Origin of the sequence: Clostridium beijerinckii, assembly GCF_018223745.1 — a bacterium.
Taxonomy (GTDB): domain Bacteria; phylum Bacillota; class Clostridia; order Clostridiales; family Clostridiaceae; genus Clostridium; species Clostridium beijerinckii.
This window is the reverse complement of record NZ_CP073653.1, coordinates 5,414,463-5,441,332: the sequence shown is the minus strand read 5'-3', so window position 1 is coordinate 5,441,332 and position 26,870 is coordinate 5,414,463. Positions and strand designations below refer to the sequence as shown.

Below are 26,870 nucleotides of genomic sequence, written 5' to 3'. Positions count from 1 at the left end.
TTTGTGGATAAAAACTGTGGATATTGTGGATAAATAAAATTTAACTTTAAGAAATACGAGAAAGTAGTATAATATAAATAGTAATTAATGGAATTTAACATATTGTATGAAGATAAGTGATTTATTTTAAAAATATTATAATTATAAGTATATATGCGAAAGATAATTTTAATTTAGAAAATTTTTAATAGAGGTTTAATTTATAGGAAAGTATAACTATAAAGACAATAAAAGAAAAATGTATAACTAGAGAAATTTATTATAAAAATCTAACCGATAGTTAATGGGGAGGGGATAAAAATTATGACCAATAAAGATGTTAAATATATTCCTCAAATAAAGGGTACGCTTAGGAATCATGTAATTGAGGTTCCAGCAGTTATAAGAAATTGTGGTGGAATTAAAATTTTTGGGAAGAGAATAAAATCATTGCTATTTAGTACAGATGTAGCATTAATAAGAAATAGCAATGCTGATGCAATTATTGCGGTATATCCATTTACACCACAGCCTGTAATAACACAGGCACTTGTTATGGCAGCTGATGTTCCGGTTTTTTGTGGCGTAGGTGGAGGAATAACACAAGGAAAAAGAGTTGTGAATTTAGCTATGGATGCAGAATTTAAAGGTGCTATGGGAGTTGTTGTAAATGCACCTACGAGTAATGAAATTGTTAATAAGATTAGGTCAACAATAGATATACCAGTAATAGTAACGGTCATTTCTGAAGATGAAGATGTTACTAAAAGGATTGAAGCTGGAGCTACAATACTTAATGTTTCAGGTGGAAGAAATACCGCTAATATAGTCAGAAATATCAGAAAGAGATTTCCAGAGTTTCCTATAATAGCAACTGGAGGACCAACTGAAGAGTCAATTAAAGAGACAATTCAAGCTGGAGCAAATGCTATAACTTTTACGCCACCAACATCAGCAAGTATTATGGGAGATCTTATGGATGAGTATAGGAAAGAATAAGAACTTAATAAGCTTGGGTTTTATACCATTAATTTAAAGTTAAAAAAGTATTGCTTTAAGTTTAATTTATGGTATCATATTTGTAACAGTTTAATAAAATGATATTGTGCAGATAATGATTTATAATGTCATTAATATTAAAATATTAATGAATTCTAATAATATAATATATAACATGACCTGGGGTAGAGGTGCTGCAATAAATAGTAGGTATGAGGAGTTGGCAAACGTTGATTTATACTAAAAGGTATTACAGCCGAAGAAAATAGATTATTATGCGATAATCTTTTTCTGGGTATTCATAGAATATGTGAATAACTGTCACGAAGAGTGTTGAGCTACAAGGTACTTTTTTCAGTTATAAATTAACAGTTTGAAAAGAATAATAATGATTTTGTTAGTATAGACGTTCAAATTCATTTATTAATCTTTTGCGAAGAATTGATAATTAATGAAAATATTGTGCATAAATTTAGCGTAAAGATCTACCACTCGTCACAGATACACTCTGTGGCGTTTGTTTTTTATTATAATTATTAGTTAATACAACAGCAATAATCCGGAGGCAATGCAAAAAACGGATATTTTTTATTGAAATTGGTGTTGTGATTTATTTTAATCAATGAAGCAATAGCTAATAAAATATAATTTGGGGGTTAATCAAATGAAGTTGTTTGGAACAATGAAAGTAGAAGACAATCAATTAATGATTGGAGGCATCAGTGCTAAAAATTTAGTGAGAGAATATGGGAGTCCGTTATATGTATTTGATGAAGATTTAATAAGAGAATACTGTAGGGATTATAGAAAATATTTCAAGTGCGAAGAGAATAATAATAGAGTAGCTTTTGCAGGAAAAGCATTTTTGACACTTCAAATGTGTAAATTATTGAAGGAAGAGAATATGTGTCTTGATGTTGTATCTGGGGGGGAATTATACACTGCATATAAGTCTGAATTTCCACTTGAAAAAGTTATGTTCCATGGAAATAATAAGACTCTATCTGAGATTGAACTTGGCGTAAGACTAGGTGTAGGTAATTTTGTAGTAGATAATTATTACGAAATAGACGCATTAAATGATATAGCTAAAGAATATAATAAGGTACAAAATATTTATTTAAGAATAACACCAGGTATTGAAGCGCATACTCATGATTATATAAAGACTGGACAAATAGATTCAAAATTTGGCTTTGCTCCAGTTGGTACTGTAATAGAAGATGCTATTAAAAAAGCTATAAGTTTAGAGAATATAAATCTTGCAGGAATACATTGTCATATAGGTTCGCAAATATTTGACTTAGAGCCATATGAAGATGCTGTTGAAATAATGTTAGAACTTGTGAGAAATACAAAGGAAAACCTAGGTTACCTAATAAACGAAGTAGATTTTGGCGGAGGTTTTGGTATATATTATACCGAGGGAGACGAACCAAGAAGTACTGAAGAATATTGCAGCACAATAATTAATAAAGTTGATGAAGTGTGTGCGAGAACAGGTCAAGAAAGGCCAATTCTTACAATAGAGCCAGGAAGAAGTATTGTAGCTAATGCAGGAACAACTTTATATACTGTAGGATCAGTCAAGGAAATTCCGAGTGTTAGAAAATATGTATCAGTAGACGGTGGAATGACTGATAATATAAGACCGGCTCTTTATAATGCAGAATATGAATGTATTCTTGCAAGTGGAGTTGAAGGAGATAGAGAAGAAACAGTTACAATATCAGGAAAATGTTGTGAATCGGGAGATATATTATTAGAAAATATTAAAATTCCAGAAGTTAAAAGCGGAGATATTCTAGCAATAATGACTACAGGAGCATATGGTTATTCTATGTCAAGCAATTATAATAGAATACCAAAGCCAGCGGTTGTAATGGTTAAAGATAATGAAACAAGACTTATTTGCAAAAGAGAATCTTATGATGATCTATTAAAGAATGATGTTGAATAGATATAAGTATTTGAATATGTTTAAGTAAGAATTTAAATTATATAGATTTCCTAAAAGGATTATGCACTAATTTTTAAGATTGGTGCATATTTTTGTTATAAAATTAACATCTTATAAATATTTTAGATAGTAAAATATGTTATACTAATATAGCATATTAAAATATGCACATTAGAAAAAAGCGCGAAGCGCAACCAAGATCATTTTAATTTAGAAAAAAGCGCGAAGCGCAACCAAGATCATTTTAATTAGAAAAAAGCGCGAAGCGCGATCAAGAACTTTTTAAGTGAAATGATTTATATAATTAAGGATTATGAAAAATGGGGTATTAATGAAAAATTATGTGTAATTTGGGATATGGAGGTAATATTGTGGCAGAAAATAACGAAGATGAAATTGTAGCAGATAAAAAAGAAAAAAAGAAGTCCATATTAAATGAATGGATAATTGATATTGCAGTTGTTCTTTGCATAGCACTTCTTGTATGGAATTTTGTGGGATACGGTGTTTGGATTACAAGCGGATCTATGATTCCAACATTAGAAGTTAAAGACAGATTGCTAGTGACTAGAGTACATAATCCTAAAAATTTAAAAGAAGGAGATATTGTATTATTTAAAAATGACGAATTTAAAGGGGAAATTTTAATAAAAAGATTAATAGGACTTCCAGGAGATGTTATAGAAATTAAAAATGGTGTTGTTTATAGAAACGGTCAGGAGCTCAAGGAAGACTATGTGAAAAATAATGAGATATACAATGGAAGTTTTAAAGTACCAGATAATAAGTATTTCTTCTTAGGTGATAATAGAGCTAACTCAGATGATTCTAGGTATTGGAAGGATCCTTATGTTGATGAATCATATATAGAAGGAAAGGCTCAAGTAAAGTATTATCCCATAAAAGATTTTGAAATATTAAAGTAATATGAGTTAAATTTTTTATAAAGTGTGAATACTACTTAGTATGTGGTATAAGATAAACGAATCTTGCAAAAGGGAGAACATTTAATGAATGAAAATGATTATGTAATGGAATCAAAGGACATAGATTTAAATTGTTCTGATAACATCACTAATAAGTCAGATAACGATTTTCTAAAGAAAAAATTAGACAAAAAAGAGAATAAAGAATTGCTATCTAATAAAAATATTATAGGAAGTTTTTCGTTTGAAAGCACTTTCTTTAGAGAGTGGATAATTCCTATAATAGCAGCTATAGGAATGGCTTTTTTAATAAATAAATTTTTGATTTACACCGTATATATACCTAGTGAATCAATGGTTCCTACTTTAAATATTGGCGATAAATTAATAGTAACTAGAATTTATGACACTAGTAGGATTAATAGAGGAGATATAGCAGTATTCTATTCAAAGGAACTTGATGAGGTTCTTATAAAAAGAGTTATAGGTCTTCCGGGAGATCACATTGAAATACACAGCGGTACTGTTACTGTAAATGGATCAGATATTAAAGAAGATTATGTAAAAAATAATGAAAATTTTGATGGGGTTTTCGATGTGCCTGAAAATAAGTTTTTCTTTTTAGGAGATAATAGGAGCCGATCAAATGATGCAAGAAGATGGATTAATCCATATATAGATGCCTCAAATATAGAAGGAAGAGCTGTATTAAAATTCTATCCATTTAAAGATTTTGGAAGCTTAAATTAATAGTAAGACTTAAGAATATAATATGGTGCAAGATAGACTAGCAAGCTCACTTGTTATTTTTTAGTGATTACTAAGAGTTATTGGTGATATTTTCATAGATATACTGTATAATTTAGGTGATTAGAGGAAAACTTACTTGCGTTCGCTCTCTAAGTAAGCTATTCACTATTCTTGGAATTAATTTATACTGTGAAAAGAGGATGCTAAGTGAGTGAAAAGTATATAATAGATAGAGTAGAAGGAAATTATGTTATAATTGAAAAGGAAAATGGGGATATAGATAAAATATCTATTAGGAATGTTACAGGGGATTTTAAAGAAGGAGATATTTTAATTAATATAGATAATAAATATTTTAAAGTAGATAAAAAGTCCACAGAAATTCGCAAAAAACAAATAGATAATAAGATGAAAGATATGTGGGAAGAATGAGCTGATTTATGAATATTAATAAAATATAAATTTAAAATCAATTCAGATATAATTAAGTTTGATATTTAGCCTAACTTGTAACAAAGGTGAAAAGGTAAATGAAATGCTATATTGTCTGAAATTGTGTTACTTATATAGGAAATTGATGAATATAAAAGTAGTACAGTATTGGACATAATGATTAATAAATATAATGGGAAGGTGATTAGATGCAGAATAATAATAATGGTAATAAAAAGAATAACAAAAATAAGAATTCTTTTACTATAGCAATTACTTATTTTTTAATAGCTTTTGCATTTTTGATGGCGTTTAATTATGCAAGAGAAGAAGCTACAACAAAAGAGATTACTTATAACGAATTTCTAAGATTGCTTGATAATAAAGAGATCTCTAAAGTTACTATAACTACAGAAAACTTATTAATAACGCCAAGTGAAGATAATGAAGAGTACAAAGGAAAAACTTTGTATACAGCAAATGTAAAGGATGAAACATTAATAACTAAGCTTAATGCAGCTGGTATTGATTTTACAGGTAAAAATCCTAAAGAATCACCAATGATGAATATTCTCCTTACTTGGATATTGCCTATGGTTCTTATATTCTTCATGTGGAGATTTTTATTCTCTAAGATGGGCGGAGGCGGAGGCGGTGTCATGGGCATCGGTAAAAATAACGCTAAGGTCTACATGGAAAGTGAAATAAAAGTGACTTTTGATGATGTGGCAGGTCAGGAAGAAGCTAAAGAATCCTTAAAAGAAGTAATAGATTTCTTAAATGCGCCAGCTAAATATACTGAAATTGGAGCTAAATTACCTAAAGGTGTTTTACTTGTAGGACCTCCGGGAACAGGAAAGACTCTTATTGCAAAAGCAGTTGCAGGAGAAGCAAGAGTCCCATTTTTCTCGCTTTCAGGTTCAAGTTTTGTTGAAATGTTCGTTGGAGTTGGAGCATCAAGAGTAAGAGAATTATTCAAAGATGCAGTAGCTAAAGCTCCATGTATTATTTTTATAGATGAAATTGATGCAATTGGTAAGAGCAGAGATAATCAAATGCAAAGTAACGATGAAAGAGAACAAACTTTAAATCAATTACTTTCTGAAATGGATGGATTTGATTCATCTAAAGGTGTAGTTTTACTTGGAGCTACAAATAGACCAGAAATACTTGATAAGGCTCTTTTAAGACCAGGTAGATTTGATAGAAGAGTTATAGTTGATAGGCCAGACTTTAAAGGAAGAGAAGCTATACTTCATGTTCATGCAAAGAATGTAATGCTAGGACCTGATGTGGATTTAGCTGAAATAGCTAAGAGTACTCCAGGTGCTGTAGGGGCCGATCTTGCGAATATCATTAATGAAGGTGCTTTAAGAGCTGTAAGAAGAAGAAGAAAAACAGTTCTTCAAGAGGACTTAAGAGAAGCCGTTGAGGTTATAATTGCAGGTAAAGAAAAGAAAGATAGAATTCTATCACCTAAGGAAAGAGAAGTTGTTGCATTCCATGAAGTTGGGCATGCACTTGTTGCAGCGATGCTTAAAGGAGCAGATCCTGTACATAAAATAACAATAGTACCTAGAACTATGGGAGCATTAGGTTATACTATGCAATTACCAGAAGAAGAAAAATATTTGACATCTAGAGAAGAATTAATAAATCAAATTACTGTAATGCTTGGTGGTAGATCTGCTGAAGAGGAAGTATTTGATTTAGTTTCTACAGGAGCTTCAAATGATATAGAAAGAGCTACTCAACAGGCTAGAAGCATGGTTTCTATTTACGGAATGAGTGATAGATTTGATATGATGGCTTTAGAATCAGTGCAAAATAGATATCTAGATGGTAGAGCTGTCAGAAACTGTAGTGAAGAGACTTCTACTATTTTAGATGAAGAAACACTAAGAATAATAAAGCATGCTCATGCAAATGCTAGACAGATTCTTAGAGATAATAGAGATTTATTAGATAAAATTTCGGAAGTACTTTTAGAGAAAGAAACAATATTTGGAGAAGAATTCTTTGATTTAGTCTATGAAAAATATCCTGAAATGAAGGAAGAAAAAGAAAAGGAAAAATCAGAGAACGAAAAGAGAGTAAAAGAGTTAGCAGAAAGAAGAGCTAAAAAGCATGCTTTAGATATTGTTATAGATGATAAGTCTGAAAAGTCACAAAGAGATTTTCAAGATTTAGCGAAATCAGAATTAATAGCAAGTAATCAAACATCTATAATTATGGAAAGTGACGCTAAGGCAGAGGGCGCAGCTGAAAATATTAATGATGATAGATTTATATCTAAAGAAGAGGAAACTGCTAAAAAGGATTCTGAAACTGATAATATTTAAAGAAACAAGTTGACATTAATGGCAGGTTTCAAGTGATAAGTTAATGAAGAAAAGCCATCGGCTCTTCATAAGATAATACTTTTAGAAATAGAGAACTATAAAAATGTAAATATAGTATTTAATGCACAGTGGAGGAATGAAACCTAAAAAGAGTTTTTAGCCATACATTGTGCATTTTATAGTTTAAATGTATAATTAACAATACAAAATTCATGGAATTTGTGTGAAAATATTGGCATAAGGGTATAATAATATTTCACAGGAAGAAATAAAAGATTAGTTATTGGTAGTTAATCACCCTATATAATACTTCAAGGTGATGAATTAACTGCCTATTGATCTAAGGGGGTCACAATATTGAGCAAACAAGTAGATTTTATAAGAGAAGAGGAAAAGCTAAGTGAAATTTTAGAAATTCTAAATAAAGAAATTTTAAAGTATTTAGAAAAAAGAAAGAATGTCACAAGCTATATCCTTGAGGCTAGAAAAAAATACGTTGAGGAATATAAAGATGATGAAGACCAGATTATAGATTATTTTGATCATGAAAATTATGTGAAGGAAGAAGCTTATAGAACAATTGACAAAAGGCTTATGGAATATACAAAGCTTAAGGAAATACCTTATTTCGGAAAGGTTTCGTTTAAAGAAGGAGAAGACATTCCAGAAGATATGTATGTGGGTAGATATGGATTGACGCTTGAAAATAGTTTTGAACCATTAATTGTTGATTGGAGAGCACCTATTGCATCACTTTTTTATAAAGGAACTCTTGGTAAATCAAGTTATAATCCACCTTCAGGAGAAATAGAAGTAGACATATTATCAAGAAAGCAACTTGTAATTAAGAAAGGTCAGTTAAAGGGAGTATTTGATTCAGCCATAGATGTTAAAGATGAAATACTACAAATGGTTTTAACGGATAATTCATCAGATAAATTAAAAGATATAGTAATGACTATTCAAAAGGAACAAGATGAGATTATAAGAGAGGATAGAAATAAAATAGTTGTTGTAAATGGGGTTGCTGGTTCTGGAAAGACAACTATCGCACTTCATAGAATATCATATTTACTATACAATTTTAGAAAACAATTTGGAGATAAGGTATTAATCTTTGGACCTAATGACATTTTTATGGATTATATAGCTCAAGTACTGCCTTCGCTTGGAGAAAGTAATATTAAACAAACAACCTTTGAAAATTTTGCAAAGAAAGAAATTAATTTAAAATATGAAAATGTAAAGAGTTTCGGTAGCTATATTGAAGATGCTATGAACGGAAAAGATGATACTTTAGAAGAATATAGATATAAGAGCTCTAAGGCATTTGTTGATTTATTAAATTCTAATTTAGAAATTTTAAATAAAGAATATTTTAAGATACAACCAATTAGATTTAAGAAAGAAGAGATTGTTACAGCTAAAGAGATAGAGGAACTATTTACAAATTATTATAAGGATATGCCTTTGTTTAGAAGAAGTGAGAAAATAAAAAGAATATTAATATCTAAAATAAAAGATAAGAGAGATGAAGAAGTTTATAAGATAAATGCTGAGTTTAAAGAAAAGATTAGCAGCTTATCAGAGAATGAACTTGAAATAGAAAAAAATAATCTAGAATATTTAAAAAGAATTAAGATAAGAGAAATTGTAAGAGCGGTTATGAAATCTCGTGATGAATTAGATACTTGGATTAAGTACGAACCAGTAATAGATATTTATAAGAAAATTGTTAATTTAGATACTGATAAAAACTATATTAATGACTTAGAAAATATTAATAATGAAGACTTAGGTGAGAATAAAGAAAGACTAAGCTATATGGATTTATCTGGCATACTTTATTTAATGATTAAGTTAAAAGGTATAAAAGTAAAAAATGAGATAAAGCATATTGTAATTGATGAAGCACAAGATTATAGTTTTATTCAATTTGAAATAATTAAAGAAATAACAGGTTGTAAGAGTTATACAATTGTCGGTGATTCAAATCAGAGATTAATAACAACTAGTGAAGAACCAGCAATGCTTCACCTTGATGATGTATTTAAAGATCTTAATGTGGAGATTACAAAGTATGAGTTAAATAAGAGTTATAGGTCAACTCAAGAGATAATGGAATATTCAAATAAATTCTTGGATAAAGACAAGATTGTTCCGTTGGTTAGAAAAGGAGAACCTGTTATTGAAGAAGAAGTTTATAATAATGAGGAATTTGTTGATACAATAATATCATTAATTGAAGATTATGAAGAAGAGGGATACGAGAATATTGCAGTAATCTTTAAGGATAAAAATGAATTGAATAAATTCTCTCATGTTATTAAAGAAAAGATCAATGTTCAAAGTTTAGATAATGATGATATTATGTATAAGGGTGGAAAAGTACTTCTACCAGCTTATTTAGCAAAAGGATTAGAATTTGATGGAGTTATAATAGTAGAAAGTGAAGAGATCGAACCGTTAGTTAAATATATAATGTGTACTAGGGCGTTGCACAGGTTGTCTGCAGTTAAGTATTTAATATAGTTACATTATAAAAACTTAACTCTCAGGCCTTATTATCTTAAAAGCTATACGGCTATATAAAATAAAGAATTTTATATAGAATGAGCTATGCTATCTAAAGTTTATATATACTAAACTAGATAATCAATTTTAAATAATAAGTAGGCGGCACCGATAACATGATATTTATGATGGTGCCGCTTTTATTTTTTATTATGTGAATAATTTTTCATAAAGTATGCAAAGTGAAAAATTATAATATAAATTTAATGAGAATAAAATTTCATAATTTTTTGTGAATTTTAAATTATAGAAATACTAAATAAAATTTTTTTATAATTTTAAAATGATTAAAAAACGCTTAAAGCAAGCTTGCAAGCCTTATAATACTAATATATATAACTATTTCCAATACATAAAATATATATTTAAATATATAATAAGTAATGAGGATAAATTTAATTTTAATGAATAATAATTAAACTTTTTATCATATTTCTATTGAGTAAATATAAAAAAGTGTGTATAATTATGCTATCGTTAGTAGAGAAAAGTTTTGGAGGTATTAATAATGAAAGTTGGTATAGTAAAAAAATTAGTTGCTATTGCAGCAGCATCGGTTATTGCAATAGGTATGGTAGGCTGTGGAAACAGCACTAAAGGAAACAAAGAAAACACAAGCAGTAATGCTTCTGCATTACAGGCAATAAAATCAAAAGGTAAGCTTGTAATAGGAACAAGCGCAGATTATCCACCATATGAATTCCATAAAGAAATAGATGGAAAAGATCAAATAGTTGGATTTGATATTGAAATTGCAAAAGAAATGGCAAAAGATTTAGGAGTAGAACTTGAAATAAAAGATATGGCGTTTGATGGATTGTTAGTAGCACTTCAATCAGATAAAATAGATATGGTATTTGCAGGTATGACTCCAACAGATGAAAGAAAACAAAATGCAGATTTCTCAGATATATATTATAATGCGACACATAGATTTGTACTTAGATCAGGTGATGAAGCTGGAATAACTAAAATGGAAGATCTAAAAGGAAAGAAAATTGGAGTGCAAAAAGGTTCAATACAAGAAGGTATAGCAAAAGATAACTTTGATGCAGCAAATATTAAGTCATTAGACAAGGTTACTGATTTAATATTAGATTTAAAGAACAATAAAGTTGATGCGGTTTTAGCTGAACAACCAGTTGCCAAAATAAATGTTGAAAAAAACGAAGGTATTGCAATTGCAGATAAATTGGAGATTACAGATCCAAATGGAGGATCTGCTGTAGCTATGAAAAAAGGCTCGGCAGATTTATTAGAGCAAGTTAATAAGACAATAAAGAGATTAAAAGATGAAGATAAGATAAACCAATTTGTGGTAGATGTAAATAAATTAGTAGACTAATATTGTTTGACACTAAGAAATACTATAGAAAATAACGAGTTAGAGATGTAGTATATATTTTGTTATTGACAAGGTGAATTTAGATAATATGATTTATTCCTTCATGAAAGTTATTTAAAATTTCAGAAGTTATATTGGAATTATTTAAAATCACTTTGTACCCGTTGTGGGTATGAGTTTAACTGAAATCAGGTGATAAAGAGAGCTTCACCTGAGAAGTTTTACCTTGTACTAAGTAATGAAAGTTTTTAGCATATAAAAACTATAAGGTAATACATACCAGTATAGTAGAATGCAAAATATACTGACATCATAGCTTGTTATTTTTTTGAGTATTAGATATATGTTGTAAATTCACAATACACGTTTCACAATTCACAATTGTGGCTAAAATTCTTGTAATATTTTTAGAATTATGATGAAGGATTATTTTTGAAATATATATATTTAAATTTATTTTTATATTGGAAATTAACAACAGTTGAAAATTATCAGATAATGTCTTATAATTAAAAATTAGTGACTATTTTATTATATGTGTATTATTAAGTGAAGCTTGATTCAGATGGGGGAGTCCTTAGCTGGATATTAGTTGAACTTATTTAGGGTCGTGTTACTGTATATATTACTTAAGCAGGTAGCCTAAATATATGATTCAGTGTGAATCGGTTACTCATCTGACTTTAGGAAGAGGAGTTTCATATATTGTGAGAATATTACAGTGGCTAGACATCAGATAAAGAACTAGGAGGGAAAATATTGAATTTTACATTTTTAGGAAAATACTCTGAATATTATTTAAAAGGTGCAGAAATCACTATTGTATTAGCATTTTTTGCAGTGCTATTTGGTACAATCTTGGGTCTTGCATTAACTCTTTTAAGGCGTTCAAAATTTAAACCAATAAGCTATATAGCAGCAGCTTATGTAGAATTTGTAAGAGGTACTCCACTTCTAGTTCAAATCTATATAATCTATATAGGATTACCTAAGCTTATAGGAATAGATATGCCTGATATGACTGTTGGATCAATAGCTTTAGCATTAAACTCAGCAGCATATATATCTGAAATAATAAGAGCTGGAATCGAAGCAGTGGACAAAGGTCAAATGGAAGCAGCTAGAAGTTTAGGAATGAATCAAGGGTTAGCAATGGTTCATGTTATAATTCCACAAGCATTTAAGAATATATTACCTGCTCTTGGAAATGAATTTATTTCTGTAATAAAAGAATCATCAATGGTTTCTGTTATAGGTGTTGCAGAACTTATGTACAATGCAAGTATTGTAAGAGGAAATACAGCTTTAGGGTTAGAACCAATAATTGTAGCAGCAGTAGTTTACTTTGTTTTAACTTTCACTTTGACAAGATGTTTAGGTTATGTTGAAAGGAGGATGAAAGCAAGTGATATACGTTAAAGATTTACATAAAAGCTTTGGAAAAAATAAGGTGTTAAAAGGAATAGATGAGCATATCAGTAAAGGTGAAGTTGTAGTTGTAATTGGACCTTCTGGATCAGGAAAAAGTACATTTTTAAGATGTCTTAACTTATTGGAAACTCCTACATCTGGACAAATCACTTTTGAAGATAAGGATATAACATCAAAGGCAACTAATATAGATAAGATGAGAGAAAAAATGGGGATGGTATTCCAACAATTTAATTTATTTCCTCATAAAACAGTCTGTGAAAATATATGTTTAGCTCCTATTAAAGTAAAAGGAATTTCTAAAGATGAAGCTAAAAATATAGCAGAAAGCTTATTAAATAAGGTTGGTTTGATAGATAAAATAAATGCTTACCCATCATCATTATCAGGTGGACAAAAGCAAAGAATTGCAATAGCTAGAGCTTTAGCTATGCAGCCAGATGTTATGTTATTCGATGAACCAACATCTGCTTTAGATCCTGAAATGGTTGGAGAAGTTCTAAATGTTATGAAAGATCTTGCAAAGGAAGGTATGACAATGGTAGTTGTTACACACGAAATGGGATTTGCAAGAGAAGTTGGAGATAGAATATTATTTATGGATGAAGGAAAAATATTAGAATCTGGGACTCCAGAGGAAGTATTTAAGAATCCTAAAAACCCACGTACAATAGACTTTTTATCTAAAGTTTTATAATTAACTATACAACAAGGCGTTCACCAAATAACTATTTTTATTAGTTATTATGGTGAACGCCTAAAATTTTAATATAGATAAACTAATTATAATCCATACTTATGCGTATAGCTCACCGAAATGAATAATATACTTTTGTTCCAGTTTCTAGGTAATTCTGATGGGTGATTCTAAGGCTATAAAGTTGCACCCAAAGTGCTAGCCTCAAAGAACAAGCTTTGAACTAGCACATTTGGAACAACTTATAGTCAAAGAATCACATCCATCAAAATTACCAATGAAACATTCCACAAAAGTATATCACTCATTTCTGGTTAGAAGATATTTCATAGTCTAAGTATTATAGTTTATGATTGCGCTATCTATAGATACCCTAACTAAGAGTAGGAATTTACCGAAATTATAAGAATTATTATTTGGGAAACTTATGAAAATTTCGCTAAAGGTTTTAAGCATAAGGCTGTATTAGCCTTAACGTATTCGAACTTTTAGTTTAACAAGCTAAAAGTAGTACGAAGGAGAAGAAAATTTATGTGGTGTAATCCTAGTTGAAAGCCAAATGCCAAGTGAAATTACTATAAACATAATATGGAGAGCTAATACAATTAATGGTGCGGCTAAATTAACTCCGCCTTTTTTACGTAATTTATTTATATATTCAGTATTGCTGAGATTTTGTATATTGATAACATTCATTTTGAAGTCTTTAATCTTACGTTCGCAATTGTTAAGATAAATAAAATTTGCATATAAAGTTAATATAATTCTTATGAGTAGTAGCAAAGATAAGTGTATTCCCTTTGGAAAAATCGCTGAAGATACTAAGGTTAAGAGTATCAAAGCAGCTCCTGGAATATAAAGTTTTCTGTATAATAACCAATAGTAACCGAAGAAAAAACATGGCCAGTTCCAAGATAAAAATTTATGTTTATCGTTATATTTGTTGAGGTGCTTAATATAGAAACCGCTATTATTACCAATAAAGATAGCTAGTTCGTCTCGAGAAATATTGTTGCTTTTATTGTAAGGAATAGAATATATATTTTTAAATTTGTTTGTATTCTGATTATTATAATAGTCATTTCTATTATGATAGACTTTTGTTTGATTAAAGTTATCATTAGATTTGGAGTTGTTTTCAACATGATCTACTTTAATATCAGCATTAACTCTACTATTTAAGTTTTCTTCAGTATAATCTATATTAGTTTTTTCAGTATTTTTAATCGTATTACCGAAATAAGAACACATAGGATTTATACACACATCATTTATTCCTAGTTCTTCTGAACAATGTGGACATTTCAAAATTATATCCTCCTTTTAATAGCACTTAATACTAAAAGGATATCACAAATTTATCCAATTAACAATGAGAAGGACAGCAAATAGGATAGGGTAAAAAGGAATAATGAATTGAAAAAATTTAGGTGGAGTTTTAGCTTTATTTATACTTATAGTTTTAAGGATAAGAATATGTATTAAATGGGATGCAGCGATATAGAAAAAGTACAGCCATTATTTCAAACTAGAAGTTTCTTGGTTTGAAATAACGGCTGTATTTTTATGTGTAGTGTTTGTCTATAGTAATGACACAGTTATAAGAAGGATGATATTTCTTTACTCCTTCAGATATTATATTTATAAGTTCAGTATCAGTTATAGAAAGTTTTTTTGATGGTTCAATAACAACGTCAAAAATTAAGTTCTTAATATCACCTTCACCGACTACTCTAAAATCATGTATTGACTCTATATAATCATATTTTTCAATTATGGATAGAATTTCATCATAAGCTTCTTTGACTTCGCCTTCAATAATGCAGATAGGATCGATGTGAATAACTAAGTAAATCTTAAGTGCTTTTGAAATTTCTCTTTCAGCTTTATCAATTACTTCGTGAATATCTACAACGTTAATATTTCCAGGAATTTCAGCATGAATAGATGCCATACATTTACCAGGACCATAATTGTGAACTATTAAATCATGTGAGCCGAGGATGTTATCGTAAGACAAAACCATTCTTTCTATGGATTCAACAAGTTCTGGATCTGGCGCTTCTCCTAAAAGTGGATTTATAGTATCTTTAACTAAATTGAAACCGGCATAAACAATGAATAATGCAACAAACATTCCTATATATCCGTCTATAGGGAAAGAAGTGAATTTTGAAGCTAAAAATGAAATAGCCACACAAGTAGTGGTAAATACATCCCCTAGAGCATCTGTAGAAGCAGCTTTTAGAGCAGAGGAATTAATCTTTTCACCAATAAATTTATTAAATTTAGAAAGCCAAATCTTAAAAAATATTGATACTATAAGCAGAATAAATGAAACTAACTCGAAAGCAACTGGTGATGGATTAACTATTCTTTCAAATGAAGATTTTATAAATTGCAGACCAACTAACATTACCATGAAGGCAACAATAAGTGCTGAAAGATATTCTATCCGCCCATGACCAAAGGGATGTTCTCTATCAGCTGGTTTATTTGAAAGTTTAAAACCTAAAATAGTAATTAAAGAGGAGGCTGCATCAGAAAGGTTATTAAAAGCATCAGCCATTATAGCTATACTCGAAACTATTACTCCAACAGAAAGTTTTATTATAAATAAAATAATATTTACTACAATACCTATGATACCGCCAAGAACACCGTAAGAATTTCTAACTGTGTCATCTTTAACATTAGAATTATCCTTAACAAATTTATTAACTATAAGTTCAAAAAACATGAAATACACTCCAATCATAAGAAATTACCAATAAGCATTACATCTATTATATTAAATATTTTTAGTTAAGCAAGTATTTTTTTACCAGAAGTTAAGCAATCTAACACTAATAAATATATATTTCATATTTTAAATATATTCTAAGTTTATAGTAGCACTTTACTGTGTTATAATTTATATAGAAAATATTCGAGGGGGCAATTTTTATGAAGGATATTATATTTACTGGTGCAGCAGTTGCAATTGTTACACCTTTTACAGAAGATGGAATTAATTTCTCTGAATTAAAAAAACTAATTGATTTTAATATAGAGAATGGTACAGATGCAATTGTAATTGCAGGAACTACAGGTGAGTCTTCAACTATGACTGATGAAGAACACAGGGAAGTTATTAGATTTACAGTAGAATATGTAAATAAAAGAGTACCAGTTATTGCGGGCACAGGGTCTAATGATACAGTTTATGCTGTTGAATTATCAAAATACGCTGAAAGCGTTGGTGCAGATGCACTTTTATTAGTAACACCATATTACAATAAAACTACTCAAACTGGTTTAATAAAACATTACAATTATATTGCGGATAGAGTTAATATCCCAATAATTCTATATAATGTACCATCAAGAACAGGAGTTAATATAGCACCTGAAACATATGCAGAATTAGCTAAGCATCCACGTATAGTTGCAACAAAAGAAGCTAGTGGGGATCTTTCAGCGATTGCAAAGATAAAAGCGATATGCAAAGATGAACTTAATATATATTCTGGAAATGATGATCAAATAGTTCCGATATTATCACTTGGGGGAAAAGGCGTTATTTCAGTCTTTTCAAATATTATGCCAAAAGAGTCGCATGAAATTTGTAGTTTATATTTTGAAGGAAAAGTAGAAGAAAGCTGTAACCTTCAAACAAAATATTTAGATCTTATAAATACGTTATTTATAGAAGTAAACCCAATTCCAGTAAAGACTGCATTAGGAATTATGGGATATAACGTAGGACCACTTAGAATGCCATTATTCCCAATGGAAGGCAAGAATCTAGAAAAATTACGTGAAGAACTTGCTAAAAATAATCTTATATAAGTTTTAGTGTGTATTTTAAGTATAGATAAATAATATTTAATTTAGATTTATAAAATAATTCATATAAATAAGCAATATATTAATGAACGCTTGGATATTATAAATTCGGGCGTTTATTTTCGTTCTTTACAAAGAAATTATAAAAAGTTAAATTTATAGATAATTATTGGAAATGTCAGAAATATATATTTTACGAGGCAGATGCGTAAGAATTTTTTTGTCTACCATTTTACTGCATCAAACTATTTTATAGATAAGCCAATTATAAGCTGGATTTATACTATGAAATATATCCCAAATAGAAATGGGTAATATACTTTTGTGGAATGTTTCATTGGTAATTTTGATGGATTTGATTCTTTGGCTATAAGTTGTTCCAAATGTGCTAGTTCAAAGCTTGTTCTTTGAGGCTAGAACTTTGGGTGCAACTTTATAGCCTTAGAATCACCCATCAGAATTACCTAGAAACTGGAACAAAAGTATATTATTCATTTCGGCGAGTTATATACATAAGTTAAGGTCTTAGTTGGGTTATCTATATAGATAAACAACTTAAGAATTTGATTTATACTTTGCAGTAAATACCATATTAGAAAGTAGAAACATTTTTATGCAGCAGGCATTGAAAATGAGCTGTTAAAAGCTCTTAATTGTAGGTTGTTCAACTAATGCTTGTCACAATGAAATTGGGAGCAAGCATTAGTAGTGCAACCTGCAATTTAGTACTTTCAGCGAAATTTTCATAGCCCTGTGAAATAACAATGTTTTTACTTTCGGCAGGTTATTGCATAAGTCTAAGTTATATATTGTTTATCTATATGAATTAGATCCAAATTAAAATTTAGATGTATTTTACCCATGGAATAAAATTATTTCTAAAAAAATATAAAAAATTTTAGAGAAATTATGTAATTGTTCATTTTTATACATATATTCCATATAGAAGACTAATTTAAATGGGAGAGTGTTAAAGATGAAAGAAAGAAAATTTGTTAAATTAAGAGTTGATATGTATGATGATACTAAATCTAAAATAATAGATACAATGAATGAAAGAGATCTTATTCAGTATATTTGGATTAGACTTATTGTTTTAGCTGGTAAGGTAAATTTAGAAGGAGAATTATTTTTGTCTAGAAATATTCCATACACAATGGAAACCATCGCTATAGAATTTAATAGAGATATTGAACGAGTGAAATTAGCTATGAAGGTTTTAATGGATTTAGAAATGATTGAGTTTACTGAAGATAAAATCTATAAAGTAAAGAATTTTGCTAAGCATCAAAATATTAAAATAAATAAGAGTACTGAAATTAAAGATAATGTAGTAAAAGAAAATGATTCTAGTCACAAAATGGATGAGCCTAAAATTAAAGATAGAGAAAATCTAATGGGTGTTAATTCAAAAAGTAGTGGATATAAAAGTATTGATGAAATTGTTAGAAATAAAACTGCTAAAATCGAAGATAAGAGTACTATGATTACAAAGGAAGAGATAAATGAAAACAATAATGATGATAATAATATTAACAGTTGTAATAAATATAATGAAAATTCTACTAGCATAGATTCTGAATTTGTGACTAAAGGTAATGCAGAAAATGAAAGCTTTGCAAATAGTAATAAAAATAATAGTAATATCATAATTGCTGAAAGAACTCAGAATAGTGATACTATAAATGCTAGTATAGATTCTACTAATAATAAAGATAATAATGAAAACATAGACTATATAGATAATACTAGAAATGCAGATGTGATAGATAGCAATAGCATTTATGACAATAACGATGCCAATATGAATATCAGCTTAGAAACAGAAAAAAATTCCTGCGAAAATAATGCACAGTCAAGCATACCAATCTATGTGAAAAAGAAGAATAGTAAGGGCAGAAAAAAATCCAATAATAAAAGCGACATTAACGAGATAAATTTAAGTGACGATGATGAAGAAATAGTTGAACTTTGTTCAGGAGATGTGACGCTTGGAAAAGATGAAAAAGTAGTTATGGCATTTACTATGTAGGTATTATCTAATATAAAATTTTCTAGATAATCACACATATAAAATATGCATTATTTTCTAAAAAGGTATATAATATTAAAAGTGAATTTAATATTGTTTAATGTTTTACGAGAAAAATTTAATTTATGTAGGGAGAGATAATAACTATATGAATAATGCGCAAGAATTATTAGATTTTATAAATAAGGGTAAGACGGCTTTTCAAAGTACTTATGAAATTAAAAATATCTTAGATAAGCAAGGTTATACAGAAATTAAAGAAGAAGATAAATGGGAGTTAAAAAAAGGTAGTAAACACTATATTATAAAAAATAACTCTGCATTAATTGCCTTTGAAATAGGAAATGGTGATATTGAAAAAGATGGGTTCAGATTAATAGGAGCACATACTGATTCACCAGGATTTAGAATAAAGCCAAATCCAGAAATGAAAGTTGAAGGACATTATGTGAAATTAAATACTGAAGTATATGGAGGGCCAATACTAAGTACTTGGTTTGATAGACCTTTAAGCGTAGCAGGAAGAGTAACTTTAAAAGGAGAAAATCCATTCAGTCCAAGAGTTGAATTATTGGATGTAAATAAGCCAATCTTAATTATTCCTAACTTAGCAATACATATGAATAGAAGCGTGAATGAGGGCTATGAATATAATAAGCAAAAAGATACTTTACCAATGCTTACAATAGTTGAAGATAAGCTAGAAAAGGATAATTATTTAATTAATTTAATAGCAGAAACTTTAAAGGTAGATTCTAGCGATATATTAGATTTCGATTTGTTTTTATATGAGTATGCAGAAGGTATGCTAATTGGCTTAAATGATGAATTTATATCATGCGGAAGACTAGATGATTTATGGATGGTATTTGCAGGATTAAAAGCTTTAATAAGCAGTAATGAAATTAAAGCAACGAAGGTATTAGTAGCTTTAGATAATGAGGAAATAGGAAGCTTAACATCCCAAGGTGCAAATTCATCAATTTTAGAAAATATTTTAGAGAGAATAACTTTGGGTCTTGAAAAAGATAGAGAAAGTTTCAAGAGAGCATTAAGCAACTCAATAATGATATCAGCAGACTTAGCTCATGCAATACATCCAAACTATGTTGAAAAATGTGATCCTACAAATAAGCCTATGCTTGGAAAAGGGCCTGTACTTAAAATTGCAGCAGGTGGAAGTTATTCAACTGATAGTTATGCAAGTGCTGTCTTCAAAGGAATCTGTGAAAAAACTGAAGTTCCATGCCAAGTATTTGTAAATAGATCAGATTTAAGAGGGGGAACAACCATTGGACCTATTACTGCATCAAAATTAAATATACCAGTAATAGATATGGGAGCGCCACTACTAAGTATGCATTCAATAAGAGAATTAGCTACTGTAAAGGATAATGAATATACAATTAAAGCATTTACTGAGTTTTTTAATTAATAGAATTTAAAAAAATAGAGCCTTACTCAATAAAATATAATTTGAGTAGGCTCTATTTTGTTATTTAGAATGAGTTTAAAGTAATAACTTAATAATATAAAAAGAATTGGTAAAATGAATATTATTCTGGTGAAACCACAAGTTATAATGCATGGTAAATATTAAATTATTTATCAAGCTCTAAATCTGAATTAAAGGATATTGGGGAAATAGCAGATCTAAAGACTTAGTTAATATTCTATTACCGAAAAATTTTAAATAAGGTTGAAAAAATATTTAATTTTAGAACATTAGTTCTAATCATCGATTCATCTTCAAACAAGATATTGTTAACTAAGTAATTAAGGCATTTCTTTGAATTTTAAATTTTCCCTATCATTAGTCGTTTTTTGATTGCTCCACTACAGTGTCTGATTTTAATACATCTAATCTTTTGGATTTATATTAGTGGGAATGTTTTCTCAAGTTATATTCTTGAATTTTGCAATTTACAAAATATATATTTTTTGTGTTTTGATATGTTTTTATTTAAAAATATATCAAAACATTCACATATATTATGTAAAGAAAAGTTTATTCCGGTAATTAAAAGTTAAAAGAGAACTTTTTAGTGTAAATTTCATAATTTATTTAAAATAATTATAGTTATATCTGAAAATCTATAAAATGAATAAAGTAATATTTGTTGTAAATATTGAAATTAGGTAATATTATGTAATATAATAATAATAATTAAATAATTAAGGCATATCTGAAAAAATAATTGTCCTATACTATTTACAAGACTGTCTATATATACTGTTTTTCATAAATACAAGCGTTCTGGTCGGTCAAACGATGCAGCTTTGCTTCGTGAGAACGATAAAATTGCGTTAAACATCACATCACCATATTATTCATCGAAGGATGTCAAGCTTTTGCACCTGGAATAAATCCTTTATTTGATTTCATAATTAACCAGATATTTCATAACGCTTGTGTGCCATAATATTCACCTCTAAGTTTTTTTCTCATTTTATATAGAACTTAGATTTTGCTAAATTTCTATTTTTGAACATGTCATAGATAATTAAATATTCAAAATTCGGTATTGGGATTATAATATTAACTTTAGTTAGTAAGGATATCTATCAGTAAGATTAGATTTTTTCTCATAGAATTCAAGTTTTAGTGATAAAGATTCTTCAAAAATATATTTATAAAGACGTATAAAATTTATGGATTTAAAGCTTTGAAAATTAAAGCTAATTTAATGAGGAGGGGGATTTATTAAATTTAAAAAGGTAAAATTAATTTATGAGGAGGGGTATTTCTTGGAACAAAAAAGAATTTTAAGTTGGGTGGTAGTCGTTGTAATGATTTTTACAATATTATTGCCAACCAAAAAAGTTTATGCATTATCATCATATGTAATTGGGGGGCAAACAAGTAACGGGTCTTTGAAAGTTACAATTGATGGTACTGGAGAAATTTATGTAGAAAAATATAATGGAAGTGACTTTCAGCAACAATATTATGCACCATCTGGAGCAGTATTAAATGTTGATGGGCAGCTATACACTATAGGTGGATATTATACGGCAGATAATGGAGGGAATATAAATTCTATCTTAGCTGCAGTTAAAACTCAAACAGCAGACAGTAATTCGGTTACTACTGTTTGGGATGCAGGATTAATTGAAGTTACACAAAAAGTAACGTTACCTTCTTTAAATTCTCAGTATATAAAACTTGATTGGTCATTCAATAATATAAGTGGATCATTAATAAATAATATACACTTTTTACGAGGAGAAGATACTTATCTTAATGGTGGTGATAATGGGGCAGGATTTTGGGACGCTCCCACTCATACTATTGGTGTAACTAAAACAGATAATGGTGTTACTCAAAGATTAGGAATGCAAGGAATAACCACACCTAATTCTTATACATCTCAAGAATATGATATTGTAGCTAACGAAGTTTGTGGTGGTGAGACACTCAGTAATACTATTGATGATAATGTAAACACAGATAACGGGTATGCATTGGAATGGAATACTAGCTCATTGGCTGCGAATTCAACATGGAAAGTCAGTGCAATTGAAAGCTTTATAGCTTCTTCAATAACAGCATCAGCTGATAATGGAATAACGGTAGGGGGTCCTGTTACTTTAACATTTAATGTAACTAATTCTAGTAATAATTCACAAGATGTCACTTATTCTATATCTAATATTGATGGATGGAGTGTTCAGTTACAAAAGGAAAGTGATACCATTGCATCTCATGCAACAAATTCATTAAGTGCAGTGGTCACACCTAGCGGTAGTATAAATAATGGAGTGTATGAAATACAATTAAATATATCCTCGGGTGGAGTTGAGACTCAAGCAATTGGAACAGTGACTGTAAATATAACGCAAGCGGTGATAAATAGTGTTTCAGTAAGTCCTGAAACTGCAAGTGTAGTACAAGGGCAAAATAAACAATTAGGATCAACAGTAAATGCAGTAGGTGGAGCAGCAGAAACAGTAATGTGGTCAAGCGGTGATGCAAGCGGAAAAGTAACAGTAGATGAAACAGGATTAGTAACTGTAGCATCAGATGCTGCGCCAGGAGATTATACAATAACAGCAACATCAACATTTGATACAAGTAAGACAGGAACAGCGACAATAACAGTAACGCCAGCGGCAGCAATAAATAGTGTTTCGGTAAGTCCTGAAACTTCAAGCGTAGTACAAGGGCAAACTAAACAATTAGAATCAACAGTAAATGCAGTAGGTGGAGCAGCAGAAGCAGTAACGTGGTCAAGCAGTGATGTAAGCGGAAAAGTGACAGTAGATGAAACGGGATTAGTAACTGTAGCATCAGATGCTGCGCCGGGAGATTATACAATAACAGCGACATCAACATTTGATACAAGCAAAAAAGGAACAGCAACAATAACAGTAACCGCAGCGCCAGTGGTGCCAGCAGTAAATAGTGTTGCAGTAGATCCGACAACTGCAAGTATAGTACAAGGTGAAAATAAACAATTGACAAAAACAGTAATTGCAGTTGGGGGAGCAGCAGAAACAGTAACGTGGTCAAGCAGTGATGCAAGCGGAAAAGTGACAGTAGATGAAACAGGATTAGTAACTGTAGCATCAGATGCTGCACCGGGAGATTATACAATAACAGCGACATCAACATTTGATACAAGCAAAAAAGGAACAGCGACAATAACAGTAACGCCAGCGGCAGCAATAAATAGTGTTTCGGTAAGTCCTGAAACTGCAAGCGTAGTACAAGGGCAAACTAAACAATTAGAATCAACAGTAAATGCAGTAGGCGGAGCAGCAGAAACAGTAACGTGGTCAAGCAGTGATGCAAGCGGAAAAGTGACAGTAGATGAAACAGGATTAGTAACTGTAGCATCAGATGCTGCGCCAGGAGATTATATAATAACAGCGACATCAACATTTGATACAAGCAAAAAAGGAACAGCAACAATAACAGTAACCGCAGCGCCAGTGGCGCCAGCAGTAAATAGTGTTGCAGTAGATCTGACAACTGCAAGTATAGTACAGGGTGAAAATAAACAATTGACAAAAACAGTAATTGCAGTAGGAGGGGCAGCAGAAACAGTAACGTGGTCAAGCAGTGATGCAAGCGGAAAAGTGACAGTAGATGAAACAGGATTAGTAATTGTAGCATCAGATGCGGCGCCAGGAGATTATACAATAACAGCAACATCAACATTTGATACAAGCAAAAAAGGAACAGCAACAATAACAGTAACCGCAGCGCCAGTGGCGCCAGCAGTAAATAGTGTTGCAGTAGATCCGACAACTGCAAGTATAGTACAAGGTGAAAATAAACAATTGACAAAAACAGTAATTGCAGTAGGAGGGGCAGCAGAAACAGTAACGTGGTCAAGCAGTGATGCAAGCGGAAAAGTGACAGTAGATTCAAATGGTTTAGTAACTGTAGCATCAGATGCTGCACCGGGAGATTATACAATAACAGCGACATCAACATTTGATTCAAGCAAAAAAGGAACAGCAACAATAACAGTAAGCGCAGCGCCAGTGGCGCCAGCAGTAAATAGTGTTGCAGTAGATCCGACAACTGCAAGTATAGTACAAGGCGAAAATAAACAATTGATAAAAACAGTAATTGCAGTTGGGGGAGCAGCAGAAACAGTAACGTGGTCAAGCGGTGATGCAAGCGGAAAAGTAACAGTAGATTCAAATGGTTTAGTAACAGTAGCATCAGATGCAGCACCAGGAGATTATACAATAACAGCGACATCAACATTTGATACAAGTAAAAAAGGAACAGCAACAATAACAGTAATGACATCAGCAGCAGTAACATACACCCTTAACTATACAGCAGAAGCAGGTGGAACAATTGAGGGGGATTTATCGCAGACGGTGGATGAAGGATCTGATGGAACTACAGTTACAGCAGTACCTGATACAGGTTATCATTTCGTAAACTGGAGTGATGGAAAAACTAATGCAAGTAGAATGGATACTAATGTACATGATGATATAAGCGTAAGTGCAGAATTTGAAATTGATTTACCTAATGATACTGATACAACAACACCAGCAGCTGTAAGAATTAGCGGAAATCAAAAAGTAGATAATACTTTAGAAGCTCTTTTAATAGATGAAAATGGCTTAAGTGTAACTACATCTTCAGCAGTAACATATAAATGGTATAGAATATCAGGCAATGATGCTGATAATGGAACACTAGTTGGTGAAGGATCAACTTACAAGTTGATCAGTAGCGATATAGGTAAATATATTAAATTAGTAGTATCTTATATAGATAAAACTTTTGAAAAGATTACATCAAAGATTTCAGGGAATTCATCAAGTGGTAGTTCAGGTTCATCAGGTCACAGTAGCTCATCAACATCTAGTAGCAATACAAGTTCTACAGAAAAAATTACAGTGAAGGTTACAGACGGAAAAAGTGACACTTCAATATCAAAAACTGTAATTGAAAGAACAACAGCAAGTGATGGAACTAAAAAGGATATTGTAACTTATACACCTGATAAAGCTAAAGAAACAGTAGGTGCATTAACGAGTGAAGGAAAAGATACAGCAAGAATAGTTGCTACAGATACAGATAATGATGTATCTGAAACTAAGGTTAATATACCTAAAGAAACACTAACAGCGCTTTCAAGTGGAAATGTAAATTTACAAATAGAAACAGGTGGTGCTATAGTTTCATTACCAAAAGAATCTGTTCAAGGTTTAGCACAAAGTGGACAATTAAATGGAGATTTGTATTTCAGATTAGTTCCAATAAAGGATGAAACAAGGCAGACAGAAATCAAGACAACAGCAAATCAACAAGCTATAATAAAAGCTGTATCAGGAAATAATGGCGTACAAGTATTAGGAACACCAATGACTATAGAAACAAATATGAGTCAAAGGGCTGTAGATATTGTATTACCGCTAAAAGGAATTACTCTTCCAACTGATGCAACTGAAAGACAAGCTTTCTTGAATGATCTTGGGGTATTCATTGAACATAGCGATGGAGAAAAGGTTCTTGAAAAAGGTCAAGTAGTTGAATATGCAGCAGGAGTCTTTGGAATTAAGTTTACAGTAAATAAATTTAGTGATTTTACAATAGTAAAACTTAACAAAAACAATCAAACTGGTTGGAAATTAGATAATGGTTATTGGTATTTCTTTGACAATGCTGGAACTATGATAACCGGATGGTACAAGTCTGAAAGTGGGGACTGGGTATATGATGGAAAAGATACAGTAGGACAATGGTTCCACTTGGGCAGAGATGGAAGAATGGACACTGGTTGGTTTAAAGATAGTAATGGTACGTGGTACTACTTATGCGACGGTAGAAGCTATGGTGCTTTAGGCTATATGGAAACAGGATGGAAATTCATTGATGGTAAGTGGTATTTCTTAAAGAGCAATGGAGCTATGGCAACAGGCTGGACATATGTGGATGGCAGTTGGTACTACTTATATTCTGACGGCAGTATGGCAGGCGACACTGAGATTGACGGTTATAGATTAGATACAAGTGGAGCTTGGATTAACAACTAAAACTATATATCTGTCAATATATTTTTAAAACATACTATTTAAAAGGATGATTTCTGCATTAAG

The 26,870-nt window shown here is 30.3% G+C and carries 16 protein-coding genes and 1 riboswitch; of the genes, 14 read left to right on the top strand and 2 right to left on the bottom strand.

Translation table 11 applies throughout. The features are described from left to right. Window positions 1-303 precede the first annotated feature (303 nt). The 10 genes from KEC93_RS24050 (at window position 304) to KEC93_RS24005 (ending at window position 13,435) form a co-directional block, all read left to right on the top strand. Window positions 304-978, top strand: a complete 675-nt coding sequence (locus KEC93_RS24050; protein ID WP_023974373.1) for a beta/alpha barrel domain-containing protein — start codon at window positions 304-306, stop codon at window positions 976-978. A 178-nt stretch (window positions 979-1,156) separates the two neighbouring features. Beyond that, a riboswitch (Lysine riboswitch) is annotated at window positions 1,157-1,327 on the top strand. 315 nt (window positions 1,328-1,642) lie between these two features. Beyond that, window positions 1,643-2,938, top strand: a complete 1,296-nt coding sequence (gene lysA / locus KEC93_RS24045) for a diaminopimelate decarboxylase (RefSeq protein ID WP_012060940.1) — start codon at window positions 1,643-1,645, stop codon at window positions 2,936-2,938. Between the two features lie 341 nt (window positions 2,939-3,279). After that, window positions 3,280-3,864, top strand: a complete 585-nt coding sequence (lepB, locus tag KEC93_RS24040; RefSeq protein ID WP_065418511.1) for a signal peptidase I — start codon at window positions 3,280-3,282, stop codon at window positions 3,862-3,864. 207 nt (window positions 3,865-4,071) lie between these two features. After that, a complete protein-coding gene (gene lepB / locus KEC93_RS24035) occupies window positions 4,072-4,614 on the top strand; it encodes a signal peptidase I (RefSeq protein WP_077867720.1) in 543 nt (180 codons plus the stop codon). 207 nt (window positions 4,615-4,821) lie between these two features. Next, entirely contained in the window at window positions 4,822-5,046 is a 225-nt protein-coding gene (locus KEC93_RS24030) for a DUF3006 domain-containing protein (protein WP_065418510.1), read from the top strand. A gap of 209 nt (window positions 5,047-5,255) precedes the next feature. Next, entirely contained in the window at window positions 5,256-7,388 is a 2,133-nt protein-coding gene (gene ftsH, locus KEC93_RS24025; RefSeq protein ID WP_077867718.1) for an ATP-dependent zinc metalloprotease FtsH, read from the top strand. A gap of 357 nt (window positions 7,389-7,745) precedes the next feature. Further along, window positions 7,746-9,920, top strand: a complete 2,175-nt coding sequence (helD, locus tag KEC93_RS24020; protein WP_077829084.1) for an RNA polymerase recycling motor HelD — start codon at window positions 7,746-7,748, stop codon at window positions 9,918-9,920. A gap of 550 nt (window positions 9,921-10,470) precedes the next feature. Then, window positions 10,471-11,307, top strand: coding sequence for an ABC transporter substrate-binding protein (locus KEC93_RS24015; protein WP_077868294.1), 837 nt, complete (start codon window positions 10,471-10,473; stop codon window positions 11,305-11,307). 759 nt (window positions 11,308-12,066) lie between these two features. Continuing rightward, a complete protein-coding gene (locus KEC93_RS24010) occupies window positions 12,067-12,726 on the top strand; it encodes an amino acid ABC transporter permease (RefSeq protein WP_077868295.1) in 660 nt (219 codons plus the stop codon). Beyond that, window positions 12,713-13,435 carry an amino acid ABC transporter ATP-binding protein gene (locus tag KEC93_RS24005; RefSeq protein ID WP_077868296.1) on the top strand — a complete coding sequence of 241 codons (723 nt, stop codon included), beginning with the start codon at window positions 12,713-12,715 and terminating at the stop codon, window positions 13,433-13,435. The genes KEC93_RS24010 and KEC93_RS24005 overlap by 14 nt, the downstream gene beginning before the upstream one ends. Window positions 13,436-13,936: 501 nt before the next feature. Here the strand turns inward: KEC93_RS24005 and KEC93_RS24000 are convergent. Both KEC93_RS24000 and KEC93_RS23995 read right to left on the bottom strand, forming a co-directional pair. Further along, window positions 13,937-14,743, bottom strand: a complete 807-nt coding sequence (locus KEC93_RS24000; RefSeq protein ID WP_077868297.1) for a DUF2628 domain-containing protein — start codon at window positions 14,741-14,743, stop codon at window positions 13,937-13,939. Between the two features lie 256 nt (window positions 14,744-14,999). Next, on the bottom strand, window positions 15,000-16,175 hold the full coding sequence (locus KEC93_RS23995; protein WP_023974359.1) for a cation diffusion facilitator family transporter: 1,176 nt from the start codon (window positions 16,173-16,175) through the stop codon (window positions 15,000-15,002). 206 nt (window positions 16,176-16,381) lie between these two features. On the opposite strand from KEC93_RS23995, the gene dapA reads away from it, so the two are divergent. The 4 genes from dapA (at window position 16,382) to KEC93_RS23975 (ending at window position 26,807) form a co-directional block, all read left to right on the top strand. Next, window positions 16,382-17,266 carry a 4-hydroxy-tetrahydrodipicolinate synthase gene (gene dapA / locus KEC93_RS23990; RefSeq protein ID WP_012060929.1) on the top strand — a complete coding sequence of 295 codons (885 nt, stop codon included), beginning with the start codon at window positions 16,382-16,384 and terminating at the stop codon, window positions 17,264-17,266. Between the two features lie 973 nt (window positions 17,267-18,239). Beyond that, the gene (locus tag KEC93_RS23985; RefSeq protein ID WP_023974358.1) at window positions 18,240-19,295 is read left to right on the top strand and encodes a putative phage replisome organizer; all 1,056 of its coding nucleotides are present in this window, start codon (window positions 18,240-18,242) and stop codon (window positions 19,293-19,295) included. A gap of 148 nt (window positions 19,296-19,443) precedes the next feature. After that, complete coding sequence (locus tag KEC93_RS23980) at window positions 19,444-20,730, top strand: M18 family aminopeptidase (protein WP_077868298.1); 1,287 nt, start codon at window positions 19,444-19,446, stop codon at window positions 20,728-20,730. A gap of 1,313 nt (window positions 20,731-22,043) precedes the next feature. Beyond that, window positions 22,044-26,807 (top strand): beta strand repeat-containing protein, encoded by a 4,764-nt coding sequence (locus KEC93_RS23975; protein WP_077868299.1) that lies wholly within the window; start codon window positions 22,044-22,046, stop codon window positions 26,805-26,807. Window positions 26,808-26,870 lie beyond the last annotated feature (63 nt).

Excerpts from the sequence above, each read along its gene's own strand:
- KEC93_RS24050 (WP_023974373.1), top strand. The coding sequence starts at position 304 with ATGACCAATAAAGATGTTAAATATATTCCTCAAATAAAGGGTACGCTT.
- lysA (WP_012060940.1), top strand. The coding sequence starts at position 1,643 with ATGAAGTTGTTTGGAACAATGAAAGTAGAAGACAATCAATTAATGATT.
- lepB (WP_065418511.1), top strand. The coding sequence starts at position 3,280 with ATGTGTAATTTGGGATATGGAGGTAATATTGTGGCAGAAAATAACGAA.
- ftsH (WP_077867718.1), top strand. The coding sequence starts at position 5,256 with ATGCAGAATAATAATAATGGTAATAAAAAGAATAACAAAAATAAGAAT.
- KEC93_RS24015 (WP_077868294.1), top strand. The coding sequence starts at position 10,471 with ATGAAAGTTGGTATAGTAAAAAAATTAGTTGCTATTGCAGCAGCATCG.
- KEC93_RS23995 (WP_023974359.1), bottom strand. The coding sequence starts at position 16,175 with ATGTTTTTTGAACTTATAGTTAATAAATTTGTTAAGGATAATTCTAAT.
- dapA (WP_012060929.1), top strand. The coding sequence starts at position 16,382 with ATGAAGGATATTATATTTACTGGTGCAGCAGTTGCAATTGTTACACCT.
- KEC93_RS23985 (WP_023974358.1), top strand. The coding sequence starts at position 18,240 with ATGAAAGAAAGAAAATTTGTTAAATTAAGAGTTGATATGTATGATGAT.
- KEC93_RS23980 (WP_077868298.1), top strand. The coding sequence starts at position 19,444 with ATGAATAATGCGCAAGAATTATTAGATTTTATAAATAAGGGTAAGACG.